Here is a 14,294-nt window from a genome sequence, read left to right as displayed (position 1 = left end):
AAAATGTCGCCCCTACAGGGCTTTGCTTCTCCAAAATACAATGTTTTTCTACCATAATAACGCCTCTCTGAGGCTTCGTACCAGGATATCATCTGCTCTGTTTTCAAAAGAATCATCTAGAGAGAAAAGCAATAAGTTTTCTTAGGGAAGAAGCCATGTAGGGGTGGTATTTTGGTAGAAGAAGGAATATGGAGGAGAGCGCAAGCCCAATGGCAAAATTCTCTCAGCCCTTAACACTAAATAGTGCATGTGAATACGTGTTCGCCATGATTAAATAAAATGTCGCCCCTACAGGGCTTTGCTTCTCCAAATTTCAATTTTTCTGCTACCAAAATATCGCCTCTCTGAGGCTTGGAAAATATCACATTCTTTGTTTTCAAAAAGATTATGAAGAAAAAATAGCAACAGATTAATTAATGGCGAGCCCTGTAAGGGCGGTATTTTGGTAGAAGAAGGCAAAATGATTGAAGAACAAAGCCCCGGCGGGGCGACATTTCTTTACCCGTAAAACTCAGGATGATAATTTTTGCTTAGGGTTGAATACACATTTGTCAATACTAGTTCGCCATCTTTTGTTGTTGAAATAGCGCTCTCCTAATACAATATTTCTGCTACCAAAATATCGCCTCTCTGAGGCCTGGTCGCGGAATATCATCTTCCTTGCTATTAAAAATATAAGTGCTGCCTTAAATAGTTAATGACAAAACATTGCATAAAGCTTCCAATACTATCCTTCCGGAATAAAAATGTGCCCACATGTTAGGTTATCCGGGAGACTATTTATTCAGCCACTTCGTAAAAGCGGTGGCGGTACTCTTTTGGCACCATGCCGGTGATCTTTTTAAAATGACGGTAAAAATTGGAGATGTTCTCAAAGCCACAGAGCCAGGCAATCTGGGATATGTTCTCTTCGCCCTGCATGAGCAGGCGGCAGGCATTGCTGATCCGCACTTCGGTGAGATAGCAGGAAAAGGTCTTTTGAGTATTTTGTTTAAAGTAGCGTGAGAAAGAGGCTTCGCTCATGTTCAGCAGTGCTGCCACATCTGGCATGTACAGGTCATGCTGGAAATTCTTCATTACATATTCAAGCACTTTCTGGATGCGGCTGGTGTCACGTTCAGTGGTGGTGTGCTTCTGTGTAAAAGGATTGGCAAGTAAAGCCTGCGTTTCCCTGCTTTCAGAAAGGAGTACGAGTATCTCTATGAGGCTGATCAAACGCCGTGGTGATACTTCATCCTGCATGTTCATCAACTTACCAGTGATCAGATCCCGGGTGCTTCCATTGATCTGCAGGGCATAGGCTGACCGGTCCAGTAATTCACGAACGGACTTCAGTTCGGGGAGGTCAAAGAAACCAGTACCAAGGCTTTCCTCCGTAAAATGTATGAAGATGGAACTGGCCTGCAGCCCTGTTCCGGGGTCGTAATAATCTTCGTTGTTGCGAAACAGGTGAGGAATGTTGGAGCCTATTAAAAAAAGATCTCCTTCCCTGAAATAGGAGATATGGTCGCCAATAAACTTGGTGCCTTCACTCCTGCGGATCCATACAAGTTCATATTCTTCGTGGAAATGCCAGGGCTTATTAAAGTATTGACAATCCCATTGATTGTATAGAAATGAAGTGTTTCCCGCTAAAGGTAATTTGTGTAATTGTGGCTTCATAAGCTAGCATTCAACCAGGAAGCCAAGGTAAGCCGGGTTTTGTTAAAAAAGTATAATGAATATACCAATTAGTAGACTTTCCCGGTTTTTTTAACGGCTATGTTTGTTGACAGGGATAGAGGAATAATCAAAACCAATAAATCAGATCAATGGGAAATTTTTCCGGCCAGGTAGCGCTGGTAACAGGTGCAGCTTCAGGAATAGGATTAGCTATATCAAGGCGTTTACTAGCTGAAGGTGCCAGGTTGGTGGCTTATGATATTAACAGGCAAGCGCTGGAAGAAGCCTTTGGTGCAAATGCTTCCGTAGCCCGACTGGAAGTAATGGACATTACCTGCCAGGAAGCCGTGGAAGCCTCGGTGCAAAAGGTGGTGGAAGAATTGGGTTGTGTGGATATACTGATCAACTGTGCGGGCATTACCGGGAAGACAAATACTAAAACACATGAAGTTTGCAGCCAGGACCTGCACAAGGTATTTGAACTGAACTTTATGAGCAGCTTCTATACTTCCAAAGCAGTATTGCCCTATATGCTGAAGGCAAATTATGGAAGGATCCTGCACCTGGCTTCCATAGCGGGAAAAGAAGGCAACGCGGGCATGCTGGCCTATTCGGCTTCCAAAGCGGCAGTGATTGGTATGACCAAGGTGCAGGGAAAGGAATATGCAGAGACAGGGATCACTGTGAATGCGATGGCCCCGGCCGTGATACAAACTCCATTGGTGGATGCCATGCCCGAGGCGCAGGTGAAATACATGACGGACAAGATCCCCATGAAGCGCTGTGGTACGCTTGATGAAGCCACTGACCTGGCATTATACATTGTATCTAAACAAAATAGTTTCACTACCGGCTTTACATTTGACCTGACGGGTGGACGTGCCACCTATTAATGGCTTCGTACTATTGTAAAAGAAACCATGTAGTCCACGATAAACAATTTCAAACGAAAGAACAGCATGAAGATCCTATACTACCGAAAAGAGAATAAACTATACCCGGGAATAGTAACCAACGAAGGCGTGTTGGATATTACGGATTACCTCAAAGCAAAACATGCCGACTGGCGGCCGGAAGATCCACTGACCCTGGAAGATGTGGCAGAAATCAAAAAGCAGGTGGCGAATGGGATTAAAGAACCTGCCAAACTATTACGGGAACATAGCCTGTCTATCGGACCCTGTGTGCCTCATCCTTCCAAGATCATTTGTATTGGTTTGAATTACCGCAGGCATGCCATTGAAAGCGGCATGGCGGTACCAACCGTGCCGGTAGTATTTACCAAGTATAGCAATACACTCACAGACTATGGTCATGATGTGCCTTTAGGACCTGTGGGTGTTGAATTCGATTATGAAGTGGAGTTGGGTGTGGTCATCGGCAAGAAATGCAAGCATGTGCGCCGTGAAGAAGCACTGGACAATGTACTGGGCTATTGTGTGGCCAACGATCTTTCCTGTCGCGACCTGCAGTTTATGAGTTCTCAATGGCTGATGGGTAAGAGCCTGGATGCCTTTCTGCCTTTAGGTAAGTACCTGGTGACAGCAGATGAAGTGGGTGATCCGCAATCGTTGCAACTTACCTGCTCCCTTAATGGTGAACAGCGTCAAAATTCCAATACGGTTGATATGGTTTTTACAGTTGCAGAGATCATTGCATTCTTAACCGAATATATGACCCTTGAACCCGGGGATCTTATCCTGACAGGTACGCCGGAAGGTGTGATCATGGGCATGCCGCGAAAGGAATGGATGAAACCCGGTGACGTGGTTAGGGTTGAAATTGAAAAGCTGGGCTACACTGAAAATAAAATGGTTTAAGTTTCCAGGCATGAAGAACAAAATAGCATTGATCAGCGGAGGACTGGGAGATATTGGGCAGGCCATTGCCATTCACCTGGGTAAACTGGGCATGCGTGTAGCACTCAGTGACCTGGCGGATGAAGCTGCGGCTGGTCAACAACTGGAGCAGCTTAGGACTGCAGGTTGTAATGAGCTGCTGTATACCAGGGCTGATGTATCGTCAGGAGAGGAGGTAGCTGCCTGGCTTGACAAGGTGGAAGCCACTTGGGGTACACCGCAGGTGGTGGTAGCCAATGCCGGCATTGTGGTAGTGGGGAAGCTCACCGAACTGGATGTGAAAGAAGTTCAGAAGCAAATGGATGTCAACTTCTGGGGCAGTTACCATATAGCGGTGCAGGCGGCGCAGCGGATGAAAAAAGCAGCACTTGAGGGCCGTATCGTTTTCATAGGCAGTTGGGCAGCAGAGCGGCCCAATGCCCGCATATCTTCCTATTGCATTTCAAAAGCTGCTGTGCGCATGTTGTGTAAGACAATGGCGCTGGAACTGGCTGCTGATAAAATACTGGTCAATGAAATAGCCCCCGGTATTGTAGAAGGAGGTTTGTCAAAAAAGAACCAGCAAAAAGACCCTGCATTATTGCAAACCCACCTGGACTCCATCCCAATGCATACGCTGGTGACGGTGGAAGAAGTGGCGGCACATGTGGGCATGCTTTGTTCCTTTAGTAATATGAATATAACCGGCACCACTCTACTGGTGGACGGCGGGCTTTCACTGACCTCGAAAATGACCCGCTGATGCCATCGATACTCCTGGTATTTGTTGCTTTTATGATCGCGGGCTGGATACAGGGCCTGATAGGCTTTGGTTTTGCCATAGCTACCACGCTGTTGTTGGTAAACCAGATGGATTTTACCCAGCTTGTTTATTTCAACCTGTGCATGTCTGTTCTGACTTCGCTGATCGCCATGTTTTCGGGTAAGAATCTCAGGTCCATACATCGCCTCACTTTATTAAAACTAATCTTGAGTGCATCCCTGGGTTTGGTAGCCGGTCTGGCCATCATCAGTTATGTGCATGCAGTGGTACTGAAGCAGGTGACCCTTGCCGTTATCCTGCTGGCCTCAGTAGTATCGCTGACGAAAAACAAAGTATTCTTTGCCCATCAATATATGACATGGGTGGGTGGATTTTTCAGTGGATTGCTTACACCCTCTACGGGCATCAACGGTCCGCTGGTAGCACTGCACCTGAATGCAGCTTTTACCAATAAGGAGCAAATGCGGAACACCATGCTTTCTTACCTGTTCCTGATCATGAGTTTTGGTGTGATCACCATGACGCTGCAGGCTGATTTTGCTCCAGGTACATGGACCCTGTTGATAAAGCTGATCATACCCTCTTTGTTGGGCTATGTGCTGGGTATGTTTTCTTTCCGGCTGCTGCCCAATGGGATATTCCAAAAGGTAGTGACCGTGTTTTTGATCGTGTCTTCATTGCTGTCTTTAATCTATTTAATTCTATAACCTGTTATGGCTGAACAAAAACCATTTAGAGGCATCTTCCCGATACTGGGCACCTGTTTTCACGAGGATGAGCGTATTGATTATGAAAGCCAGGAGCACCTGATTGAATACCTGGTTCAGAAGGGGGCGCATGGCCTGGTGACCGGGGCCAATGCCTCTGAAGGCCACCTGATGCTGGATGAAGAGAAAAAGGACTTGAGCGCCTTTGTGATCAAAAAAGTGGCGGGGCGCATACCCGTAGTAGTTACTGTCAACCATCCTTCTTCCTATTGTGCTGCAACGCTGGCCCGCGCGGCCGAAGATGCAGGCGCTGATGCGGTGATGTGCATGCCTCCTTTCTTTGGAAGGTGGCGTTCGGGACTGGGAGAGATCGAAGCCTATTTTACAGCCATTGACAAGGCGGTAGGGATACCAATTATTTTACAGGATCACCAGTTGAGTGACATTTCCCTGCCTGTGGATTTTCTAATAACACTTGCATCAAAGCTGGAGAACCTGAAATACATCAAACTGGAGTCGGGTAATATTATTCAAAAGGCCCGGAAGCTGTTATCACATCCCAACAACCAGCTTGCGGGTGTATTTGGCGGCAACAGCGGAGTATTTCTGCCTGAAGAACATGAGGCAGGTTGTTGCGGTACCATGCCTGCCTGCTATATGCCGGCAGAATTTAACAGAGCCTGGCAACTGCTGGAGGAAGGGAAACAAAGGGAAGCCGTAAGTTATTTTACACCTTTTTCCAGGCTGGCAGCCTATGAAAAAGATGTGGCCAACCGCTGCCTGTGGAAAGAGATACTGGTTAAAAAAGGGGTGATCTCTTCTGCTAAAGTCAGAGGACCTGAGCCGGCATTTTTTGAGCCCTGGTACCAGGAACAGTTGCTACAGGTGGCCCGGGATGCGGGACTGCCAATGGACTGATCGCACTTGAGAAAAATGTTTCATTCTTAACTCTGAATCTTAAGGAAAGCAAATGGGATCAAAACTCTCCATACTTGACGCTGCCGTATTCGGTATTTATATCCTGGGAGTGTTGGCCCTTGGGCTTTATGCTTCTTCCAAACGGGGGAATACCAAAAAGGATTATTTCCTGGCTGGAGATAAGCTGCCCTGGTGGATGATAGGTGGCAGTATCATGGCTGCCAATATCAGCAGTCACCAGTTGGTGGGTACCATGGGCGTGGCCTACAGCCGCGGCTTTGTGGCCATTCTTACAGAATGGGGAGCAGTATTGCTTGGGTTCAATGCCTTGCTGTGGATCTTCCTGCCTTACTACCTGCGCAATGGTTTTTATACCATGCCGGAGTTCCTGCAAAAAAGATTCGGTGCTGCAGCCAGGACCAACTATTCGATCCTGGTAGTGTTCACCTATATTTTCGTGGAGATCGGGGCTGTACTCTATTTGGGTGCGCTGTCGCTGCATTCATTACTGGATATTCCCATGGTATGGAGCGTGGTGGCCCTGGCATCAGCTACCGGCCTGTATACGATCCTGGGAGGACTTCGTGCCGTGATCTGGACGGAGATGCTCCAGTTAGGAGTACTGATTTTGGGTATGGTAGCCTTGTCTTTTTTTACTATAAGAGCTGCTGGTGGTATTTCTGCTGTGCTGGAAACATCCAAGGACTGGGACATGCTATTGCCGGCCAATGATCCTGCCTTTCCATGGACCATGTACCTGGGTGGTGCTATCTGTATCAGTGTATTCTATTGCGCCACCAACCAGTTTATTGTGCAGCGTACACTGGCGGCAAAGAATGAATGGCATGCCCGTATGGGGGTGATCTTTGCGGACTATTTAAAATTGCTGATCCCCATCGTGATCATTGGTCCTGCACTGGTGGCGCCTAAATTATTTCCACACCTGGAAAAGGCTGACCTGGTATTTCCGACGCTGGTACAAAACCTGCTTCCTTCCGGACTTTCAGGATTGGTGATGGCGGGATTGATTGCGGCCATTATGTCGCATCTTTCCGGGGCCATCAACTCCTGCACCACCATCCTTACCATGGATGTGTACCTGCCCTATTTCCGCAAGGATGCCACCGATGCGCAGTCCTTGAAATTTGGCCGGCGCTCAGGAGTAGTAGTAATCGTATTGGGTATTTTGTGCACTGCCCTCCTGATCACCCATTCAGACAGGCCGGTATTCCTGTATCTTTTGAGTGCGTATGGACTTTTTACCCCGGGTATTGCCACCATGTTTTTGTTGGGGATCTTATGGAAGCGAACCACGCATGCCGGGGCGTTGACGGCAGGCCTCTTAACAGTGCCCCTGTCGTTTGCCATTGAATATTTCTTCCCCCACATGCCTTTTTACAACCGTACCGGTATTGTTTTCTGGACATGTATGGCCGCCTGTGTAGTGGTAAGCCTGTATACACCTGGAAAAACGGAAGAGGAGCTGAAAGGATTGATCTGGAAGAAAGATAGTTTGAGCCTGCCTGCGGCAGAAAAATACCAGCAGCGGGGATTGCGCAATCCCTTTATCTGGTGGGCTCTTGTCACTTCAGTGATCCTGTTTTTTTATATCAAATTTGGTTAGGATAATTATAAAAGGCAGGGTTACACATGTGCCCTGAACTTGTAACAGAATGTAATATGCAGATTCAAACCGTTGAAGTTTTTGTTTTTAAATATGATCACCATTACCGTATTGGCGGACATGGTGATGCACCCAACCGCCTGCCGGGTACAGATTATTATTTTGAGAAGCAATGGCAGCATGCCTATAGCCGGCAGACCGAATCCTGCCTGGTAAAGATCACTACCAATACCGGGCTGGTAGGATGGGGTGAGGGACAGGCCCCACTGGTGCCTGAAGTGCCGGCTACCCTTATTGCCCGTTTATTCGGACCTGCCATTATCGGTATGGATCCCTGTGACCCGTCTGCCATCTATGAGCGCCTGTATCACCTGAACCATGTGCGTGGGCATACAGCTTCTTTCACCATTGATGCTATTGCTGCTATTGATATGGCAGTATGGGACATAAAGGGCCAGGCCGCAAAACAGTCCATTGGACAATTACTGGGCACTGTATACCATTCAAAGCTGCCACTGTATGTATCGGGACTGCGCCGGTCAACGCTTGCCGAAAGACAGGCACTGGCCAAAGAGAAACTGGCAGAAGGGTTCAGGGGTGTGAAGATCTTTATTGGTGATACGGTGGAAAATACACTGCAGGAATGTGCTGCCATTAGGGAAGCCATTGGTAGGGATGCAGAACTGGCTTTTGATGCCATCTGCCGTCATGATTATGATGCTGCCTATGCTATTGGCCGCGGGCTTGATGAACTCAAAGCCGCCTGGTTTGAATCTCCTATTGATCCGGAGGATGTGCATGGACACAGCAGGCTGGCGAAAGCTATCCAAACTCCAATAGCTATAGGAGAACCGCTCAGGACCATCCGGGAATTTGAGCCCTGGATCAGGGAGAAGGCCATGAAAATTGCGCAGCCCGACCTGGTGCGCTGTGGTATTACCGGGGGATGGAAGATCATAGAAGCAGCACAAGCCAACGGCTTGCGTATTGCTCCCCACCTGGGTGTATGCACCGCTATAGGAGTGGCCGCTACCTGGCAGGTTACTTCAGTCATTCAAGATCCTGTAAGCCAGGAACACCAGCTGGATATGTTCCCGGTTGCTAATAAGGTGCTGGTAAACCCTTTGCTGGTGGAGAACGGCTCCGCTGTTGTGCCAGGAGGCTATGGGCTTGGGATTAGTGTGGATGAAGATTTTGTAAGAGCACATAGTTCAGATCACTGGCAGATCACTAATAAAGCAGTGACACGTTTTGATGCTGCGGAGCAGGATCAAAAGATATTATGACAGTTATATATTGAGAAATAAGAACCCTGATATTAGTATGAAAACTCTTTCTATAATACTCTTTATGTTATCGCTATTTTGTACCTCTATGGCCCGGGGAGGACAGTTTTCCGATTCAGTAAAAGTTTATAATGCAGGTATTAATGGTAACAATACTGTCAACCTGCTGGCACGTATTGACCGTGATGTGCTGCGCAGGAACCCGGAACTGGTGGTATTGATGGTGGGCACCAATGATATGCTGCACACTGATAAGAGCCTGGGCATGGAACAGTACGAAAAGAACTACCAGGAGTTGATCAGCTGTTTGAAAAAAAAGGCAGACCTGGTTTTGATGACGATACCGCCAGTGTATGCGCCATACCTGGTACAACGAAAACCCCAGTTCAAAGGCGACCTTAAAGCACCGCAGGCGCGGGTTGATTCAGCGAACATGGTGATCCGCAGGCTGGCAGCAAAAAATAACTGCAAACTGGTGGACCTGAACACCATCCTCACTGCCTGTGGGGGAGCCAATACAGATAAAGAAAGCTTATTCCAGAACGAAGCCAATATGGGAATTGCGGATGGTGTGCACCCAACTGCTAATGGTTATAAGGTCATTGCAGCCGCGGTATATGAAACTATTAAGGACTGTAAGCCGGGGGTTAAATCCGTAGTTTGCTTTGGAGATAGCATTACAAAGGGATACAGGATGCAGGGTGAGGGAAAGACAGAAGGTGATAGCTACCCGGCAGTGTTACAAAGAATGCTGAACCAGCACCTGTAACGGTAATCTCAATTTCCGGTTATTGACAACAATGGATTTACTGTTTTTGTCAAACTCCTTACTGAGCATTGTAGGCCATTAAATAAAATAGATTTCACAAATTGACACCAGGGTTTCATTCTTCTTATATATATTTTCTATTGGATACTCACTGAAAACAAATGTATAAATTCCTGCTGGGTCATAGACCCTTACCTCTGCTCAATTCAAAATCTCCGGGGGAATGATTTTTTAAGTACTACGTTAATATTAGTGACTGGAAACAGTCATGCCAACTGATCAACAATGACCGGGTTATTTGGTCAACCAATTTATCTGCCCGTGTGTTAGTTGGAGTAAGGAAGATAATCCTGCCTTGGTTGACTATTGATCATTTGATGTACCCCTGGGTATTCTTATTTAACTTTTTAAAGCTTTAAAGAAATATATATGAAAGTATTAATGGTACTCACCTCGCACAGCGGATTTGAAGAGATGATGGTGAAGCTTCCGAAGATGGAACGCTACTTCCGCATACTTTTCCAGAACAATATCATTGCCAAGGAGCGCAGGTTGATCAGTTCCATTTCTTTCGGGGGCTGAAGAGAGATACAACCTATTGGTTCAGTCGAACCCTGGTATCATACAGCGTATTCCCCTGAACCTGGTGGCTTCGTACCTGGGTATTACTCCGGAAACATTGAGCCGCATCAGGCGCCAGTTATCACAGAAAAAGTAGCGCTACAGGTCGGTTATCCATTCCAAACGCTTGACTTTTATCAAGACTGTTTCTTATCGTTTGTCAACCCGGGTGGAGGTAGGTGTGGGTAGCTTTGTGTCTCATAGAGATCAATGGCAAACAAAGAAACGATAGCAGTAATAGGGGCGGATAGTGAAAATGCCCGCCTGGTAGTGACCCGCCTGGTCGGAACGGCGCGGAACATCCTGCTAATGGATCCAAATGTCGCCAAACTGGAAGCGTTTTTTCAATCCCTGTGCTCCATGCCAGCGATTGCTACAATAGAAATCATCAACTGTAGCCGTGAAGCTTCCTGGGAGGCAGACATGATTATCCTGTCCGCAGAAGTTGAAGACGCCATCGCTGTCCTTCAAAAGATCAGTGATGTAGCCAGGAATAAGGTGGTGATCATATTATCAGGGAACGATGATCAGCCTTTTGGCTCACTGCCGGATGCCCTTCCTTATTCTAAGATCGTGGTGCTGCAAATGTACCAGGAAATAAATGTAGACCATTTCACCGTGCTTATAGAATCGACAGATTGCGAAGCCGCTACTTCTGTGGCTGCACTTTTCGAATCAATAGGCCTGATCACAACAACACATAGTTTACAATAAACAATCATAATAACACTAATTTAATAATATGAAAGAACAGGCATTATTAACAACATACCAATTAGGACCAATAACCTTACAAAACCGCATGGTAATGGCACCTATGACACGTAGCCGTTCCAATAACGAAGGCAATGTGGCCACTGCCATGACGGCTGAATATTATGCACAAAGGGCGTCGGCCGGGTTGCTGATCACTGAAGGGACATTTGTAAGTCCTATCGGTGTGGGTTTTATTAACGTCCCGGCTATTTACAGCGAAGCACAGGTAGAAGGATGGAAACTGGTAACCCAAGCCGTGCATGCTAAAGGCGGAAAGATCTTTGCGCAGCTATGGCATGTAGGTCGCATGTCGCACCCCGACCTGCTGGATGGCCAGTTGCCGCATGCGCCATCTGCCATCAACCCTAATGGCAAGGCCTATACCCACAATGGTTTTGTAGATACCGAGACGCCAAAGGAAATGACGGTTGAAGAGATCAGGCAAACCATCCAGGATTTCAAGAAAGCGGCAGCCAATGCGGTGCAGGCTGGATTTGACGGCGTGGAATTGCACGGAGCGAACGGCTATTTGCTGCACCAGTTTTTTGTAGGCGCTTCCAACCAGCGCACCGATGCCTTCGGAGGATCTATTGAAAACCGCGCCCGCATTTTGTTTGAATTGCTGGATGAATTGAAAGCAGTGATTGACCTGAACAGAGTGGGTATCCGCTTTAATCCTTCTTCGCATAACCTGTTTGGTATGCTGGTAGATGAACAAACCATCCCAACCTTTGAATACATCATTACGCGCCTGAATGATTATGGCCTGGCCTATGTGCATTTAACAGAGCCATTTACATCGGTGGAAGAAGTACCCTATGCCGTTTCGGGTGTGGCGAAGCATTTCCGTCCCCTGTACCGGGGAACATTGATCATCAATAAAGGATTTACACAGGAAACCGGCAACAGGGTGATTGAAGAAGGTGATGCAGACCTTGTGGCATTTGGTGTACCGTTTTTATCCAACCCCGACCTGGTAGAGCGCTTCAGGAATAATGTGCCATTGAATACTCCTGATACGGCAACTTTTTATACCACAGGTGCAAAGGGATATATTGATTACCCGGTGCGTACAGCACAAACTGCCTGAACGTAGATTAATGTTATAACAATAGATCTTTAAAAAAAAGGAATAAATAATGAAAGTAGAAATATGGTCTGATATCGTTTGCCCGTTTTGCTATATAGGCAAACGAAAATTTGAAAAATCGCTGGAAGGCTTCGAAGCCAGGGAGCAGGTGGAGATCGTTTGGCGCAGCTTCCAGCTGGATCCTGATATGGAATATGTACCCGGCCAATCGGTGCATGAATACCTGGGCAGTCGCAAAGGCGTCAGTGCCAAAGAAGGCAAACAGATGAATGACAGCATGGCTGCTATGGCCAGGGAAGTGGGACTGGAATACAATTTTGACAAGGCGGTCATTAATAATACCATGGATGCCCACCGTTTGCTGCACCTGGCTAAGACTAAAGGTTTGCAAAATGAAATGAAGGAACGATTATTTAAGGCTTACTATACTGAGGGAAAAAATACAGGTGACCTGGAAACACTGGTAGCCCTTGGAGCAGAAGTGGGCCTGGATGCTGAAGAGGTAAGGAATGTGTTGCAGACAGATGCCTACAGGCAGCAAGTGAACCTGGACCAGTATGAAGCCCAACAGGTAGGGGCTCGCGGAGTACCCTTCTTTGTATTCAATAATAAATACGCAGTAAGCGGTGCCCAGCCAACCAATGTGTTTACCCAGGTGTTGGAAAGGGTATGGGAAGAAGAAAAGCCAGCGCTGGTAACAGGTGATGAAGCAACAGCTGGGTTCTGTACCCCTGATGGCATTTGTAATTAATTTTTGACATTTTAAAAGAAGGCATATGAAAGTATTAATGGTACTCACTTCGCACAGCGAGCTGGGAGATACGGGAAAGAAAACAGGATTTTGGGTGGAGGAATTTGCTGCGCCTTATTACACATTGAAGGATGCAGGAGCAGAGATCACCCTGGCATCACCAAAGGGTGGCCAGCCTCCCATAGACCCCAAAAGTGCAGAACCTGGTGCTCAAACGGAAGCCACCAGGCGTTTTGACAAGGATGCCGGGTTGCAAAAGTTGCTGGCCAACACCAAAAAGTTAGGGGATGTGAAAGCTGCTGATTTTGATGCGGTGTTCTACCCGGGTGGTCATGGACCCTTGTGGGATCTGACCAAAGACACCGATTCCATAAAATTGATACAGGATTTTTGGTCTGCTAAAAAGCCCGTAGCTGCTGTTTGTCATGCGCCATCCGTATTGCTCAATGTAAAGGATGAAAAAGGCGAACCTTTGGTGAAGGGAAAGAAAGTTACCGGGTTTACCAATTCAGAAGAAGAGGCAGTGCAACTAACTAAGGTGGTTCCCTTCCTGCTGGAAGATGAACTGAAGAACAAAGGTGGCCAGTATTCCAAGAAGGAGGATTGGGCATCCTATGTTGTGAAAGATGGTTTGCTGATCACCGGACAGAATCCTGCCTCTTCGGAAGCAGCCGCCAAAGAATTATTGGCGTTGTTGAAAAAATAAGGAACCAGGATCTGGATGCTATAAAGGGGGATTTGGGGAGATAATGGAAAAGAACGTTATTAATATTGATTGAAAACCATAATCGCTTCATTTTCTATTTGGTAGAAATGTAAAATCTCCTATTTTTGCCGTCCCAAAACGGGATATGCTGCTTTAGCGAAAGCTTCAGTGGTAAAATTCCTCCTTAGCTCAGTTGGTTAGAGCATCTGACTGTTAATCAGAGGGTCGCTGGTTCAAGTCCAGCAGGGGGAGCTTCAGAATCAAAGGGTTATAAGTGTCAAAGCTTGTAGCCCTTTTTATTTGCACCAATATTTGCACCATTACTAAGTTACGACTATATACTTTAAACCAGTTTTCCTTATTGTTGTTCTCTTTGATAGTTCCAGATCATATGATCCAGAAGTCTGGGACTCATTGGGATCCCTTTAGCACTTAACTTCTCACAAATGCTGGTTAAAGCCAGCTGGGCCTCATAAAACTTCATTTTATAGACACTAATCAAACCAGACAGGATGGTTAAACGAATGCTGTGGTTTTGTGCTTGCAACATATTCATTTGTAGAAAATGAGTAAAGGGTTATGCTTGCTGTTTAACTATACCAAGAGTTTCTAACTCAATGAATTTAGATCTGAATTGAAAGGGTGGTAGCTTTTTTTGAAGTTCCGGGTGACGCCATCAGTATCAATAAATGTAAACCAAATGGAGTCACCGTGATTTGCTTGCAGTAATTCAATTCTAATCATTGGTTTGCAACGTGTTCTTTTTAAAGTTATGTCAATGG

The 14,294-nt window shown here is 46.5% G+C and carries 15 protein-coding genes and 1 tRNA gene; 14 read left to right on the top strand and 2 right to left on the bottom strand.

The genetic code is table 11. The annotated features are described in order from the left end of the window. Positions 1 to 780: 780 nt before the first annotated feature. Positions 781 to 1,662, bottom strand: coding sequence for an AraC family transcriptional regulator (locus BUA53_RS20075; RefSeq protein ID WP_072837187.1), 882 nt, complete (start codon positions 1,660 to 1,662; stop codon positions 781 to 783). Between the two features lie 149 nt (positions 1,663 to 1,811). Between BUA53_RS20075 and BUA53_RS20070 the strand changes: the two genes are divergently transcribed. The 14 genes from BUA53_RS20070 to BUA53_RS20010 all read left to right on the top strand — a co-directional run bounded on the left by BUA53_RS20070 (position 1,812) and on the right by BUA53_RS20010 (position 13,764). Beyond that, entirely contained in the window at positions 1,812 to 2,555 is a 744-nt protein-coding gene (locus BUA53_RS20070; RefSeq protein WP_072837186.1) for an SDR family NAD(P)-dependent oxidoreductase, read from the top strand. 66 nt (positions 2,556 to 2,621) lie between these two features. Continuing rightward, on the top strand, positions 2,622 to 3,482 hold the full coding sequence (locus tag BUA53_RS20065; protein ID WP_072837185.1) for a fumarylacetoacetate hydrolase family protein: 861 nt from the start codon (positions 2,622 to 2,624) through the stop codon (positions 3,480 to 3,482). 10 nt (positions 3,483 to 3,492) lie between these two features. Next, positions 3,493 to 4,263 (top strand): SDR family NAD(P)-dependent oxidoreductase, encoded by a 771-nt coding sequence (locus BUA53_RS20060; RefSeq protein ID WP_072837189.1) that lies wholly within the window; start codon positions 3,493 to 3,495, stop codon positions 4,261 to 4,263. Continuing rightward, complete coding sequence (locus BUA53_RS20055; protein WP_072837184.1) at positions 4,263 to 4,991, top strand: sulfite exporter TauE/SafE family protein; 729 nt, start codon at positions 4,263 to 4,265, stop codon at positions 4,989 to 4,991. Before BUA53_RS20060 ends, BUA53_RS20055 begins: the two co-directional genes overlap by 1 nt. A 6-nt stretch (positions 4,992 to 4,997) precedes the next feature. Then, entirely contained in the window at positions 4,998 to 5,909 is a 912-nt protein-coding gene (locus BUA53_RS20050) for a dihydrodipicolinate synthase family protein (RefSeq protein ID WP_072837183.1), read from the top strand. 52 nt (positions 5,910 to 5,961) lie between these two features. Continuing rightward, positions 5,962 to 7,533, top strand: a complete 1,572-nt coding sequence (locus BUA53_RS20045; RefSeq protein WP_072837182.1) for an SLC5 family protein — start codon at positions 5,962 to 5,964, stop codon at positions 7,531 to 7,533. A 56-nt stretch (positions 7,534 to 7,589) separates the two neighbouring features. Beyond that, complete coding sequence (locus tag BUA53_RS20040; protein ID WP_175546124.1) at positions 7,590 to 8,819, top strand: mandelate racemase/muconate lactonizing enzyme family protein; 1,230 nt, start codon at positions 7,590 to 7,592, stop codon at positions 8,817 to 8,819. 64 nt (positions 8,820 to 8,883) lie between these two features. After that, a complete protein-coding gene (locus tag BUA53_RS20035) occupies positions 8,884 to 9,588 on the top strand; it encodes an SGNH/GDSL hydrolase family protein (protein ID WP_175546123.1) in 705 nt (234 codons plus the stop codon). A 429-nt stretch (positions 9,589 to 10,017) separates the two neighbouring features. Beyond that, on the top strand, positions 10,018 to 10,170 hold the full coding sequence (locus BUA53_RS21360; protein ID WP_175546122.1) for a hypothetical protein: 153 nt from the start codon (positions 10,018 to 10,020) through the stop codon (positions 10,168 to 10,170). 249 nt (positions 10,171 to 10,419) lie between these two features. Further along, entirely contained in the window at positions 10,420 to 10,923 is a 504-nt protein-coding gene (locus tag BUA53_RS20030; RefSeq protein WP_072837179.1) for an NAD(P)-binding domain-containing protein, read from the top strand. A gap of 28 nt (positions 10,924 to 10,951) precedes the next feature. Next, on the top strand, positions 10,952 to 12,055 hold the full coding sequence (locus tag BUA53_RS20025; protein WP_072837178.1) for an alkene reductase: 1,104 nt from the start codon (positions 10,952 to 10,954) through the stop codon (positions 12,053 to 12,055). 49 nt (positions 12,056 to 12,104) lie between these two features. Continuing rightward, the gene (locus BUA53_RS20020; protein ID WP_072837177.1) at positions 12,105 to 12,806 is read left to right on the top strand and encodes a DsbA family oxidoreductase; all 702 of its coding nucleotides are present in this window, start codon (positions 12,105 to 12,107) and stop codon (positions 12,804 to 12,806) included. A gap of 25 nt (positions 12,807 to 12,831) precedes the next feature. Then, positions 12,832 to 13,512 carry a type 1 glutamine amidotransferase domain-containing protein gene (locus tag BUA53_RS20015; RefSeq protein WP_072837176.1) on the top strand — a complete coding sequence of 227 codons (681 nt, stop codon included), beginning with the start codon at positions 12,832 to 12,834 and terminating at the stop codon, positions 13,510 to 13,512. A gap of 178 nt (positions 13,513 to 13,690) precedes the next feature. Continuing rightward, positions 13,691 to 13,764: transfer RNA gene (locus BUA53_RS20010), tRNA-Asn, on the top strand. A 106-nt stretch (positions 13,765 to 13,870) separates the two neighbouring features. Here the strand turns inward: BUA53_RS20010 and BUA53_RS20005 are convergent. Next, a complete protein-coding gene (locus BUA53_RS20005) occupies positions 13,871 to 14,068 on the bottom strand; it encodes a hypothetical protein (RefSeq protein WP_072837175.1) in 198 nt (65 codons plus the stop codon). Positions 14,069 to 14,294 lie beyond the last annotated feature (226 nt).

Source organism: Flavisolibacter ginsengisoli DSM 18119, from assembly GCF_900129295.1.
GTDB lineage: Bacteria > Bacteroidota > Bacteroidia > Chitinophagales > Chitinophagaceae > Flavisolibacter > Flavisolibacter ginsengisoli.
The sequence above is the reverse complement of the archived record's forward strand: the minus strand, read 5'-3'. Positions and strand labels throughout refer to the sequence as shown.

Bases quoted from the DNA above. Each gene is read 5' to 3' on its own strand.
- BUA53_RS20075 (WP_072837187.1), bottom strand. From the start codon at position 1,662: ATGAAGCCACAATTACACAAATTACCTTTAGCGGGAAACACTTCATTT.
- BUA53_RS20070 (WP_072837186.1), top strand. From the start codon at position 1,812: ATGGGAAATTTTTCCGGCCAGGTAGCGCTGGTAACAGGTGCAGCTTCA.
- BUA53_RS20065 (WP_072837185.1), top strand. From the start codon at position 2,622: ATGAAGATCCTATACTACCGAAAAGAGAATAAACTATACCCGGGAATA.
- BUA53_RS20060 (WP_072837189.1), top strand. From the start codon at position 3,493: ATGAAGAACAAAATAGCATTGATCAGCGGAGGACTGGGAGATATTGGG.
- BUA53_RS20055 (WP_072837184.1), top strand. From the start codon at position 4,263: ATGCCATCGATACTCCTGGTATTTGTTGCTTTTATGATCGCGGGCTGG.
- BUA53_RS20050 (WP_072837183.1), top strand. From the start codon at position 4,998: ATGGCTGAACAAAAACCATTTAGAGGCATCTTCCCGATACTGGGCACC.
- BUA53_RS20045 (WP_072837182.1), top strand. From the start codon at position 5,962: ATGGGATCAAAACTCTCCATACTTGACGCTGCCGTATTCGGTATTTAT.
- BUA53_RS20040 (WP_175546124.1), top strand. From the start codon at position 7,590: ATGCAGATTCAAACCGTTGAAGTTTTTGTTTTTAAATATGATCACCAT.
- BUA53_RS20035 (WP_175546123.1), top strand. From the start codon at position 8,884: ATGTTATCGCTATTTTGTACCTCTATGGCCCGGGGAGGACAGTTTTCC.
- BUA53_RS21360 (WP_175546122.1), top strand. From the start codon at position 10,018: ATGAAAGTATTAATGGTACTCACCTCGCACAGCGGATTTGAAGAGATG.
- BUA53_RS20030 (WP_072837179.1), top strand. From the start codon at position 10,420: ATGGCAAACAAAGAAACGATAGCAGTAATAGGGGCGGATAGTGAAAAT.
- BUA53_RS20025 (WP_072837178.1), top strand. From the start codon at position 10,952: ATGAAAGAACAGGCATTATTAACAACATACCAATTAGGACCAATAACC.
- BUA53_RS20020 (WP_072837177.1), top strand. From the start codon at position 12,105: ATGAAAGTAGAAATATGGTCTGATATCGTTTGCCCGTTTTGCTATATA.
- BUA53_RS20015 (WP_072837176.1), top strand. From the start codon at position 12,832: ATGAAAGTATTAATGGTACTCACTTCGCACAGCGAGCTGGGAGATACG.
- BUA53_RS20005 (WP_072837175.1), bottom strand. From the start codon at position 14,068: ATGAATATGTTGCAAGCACAAAACCACAGCATTCGTTTAACCATCCTG.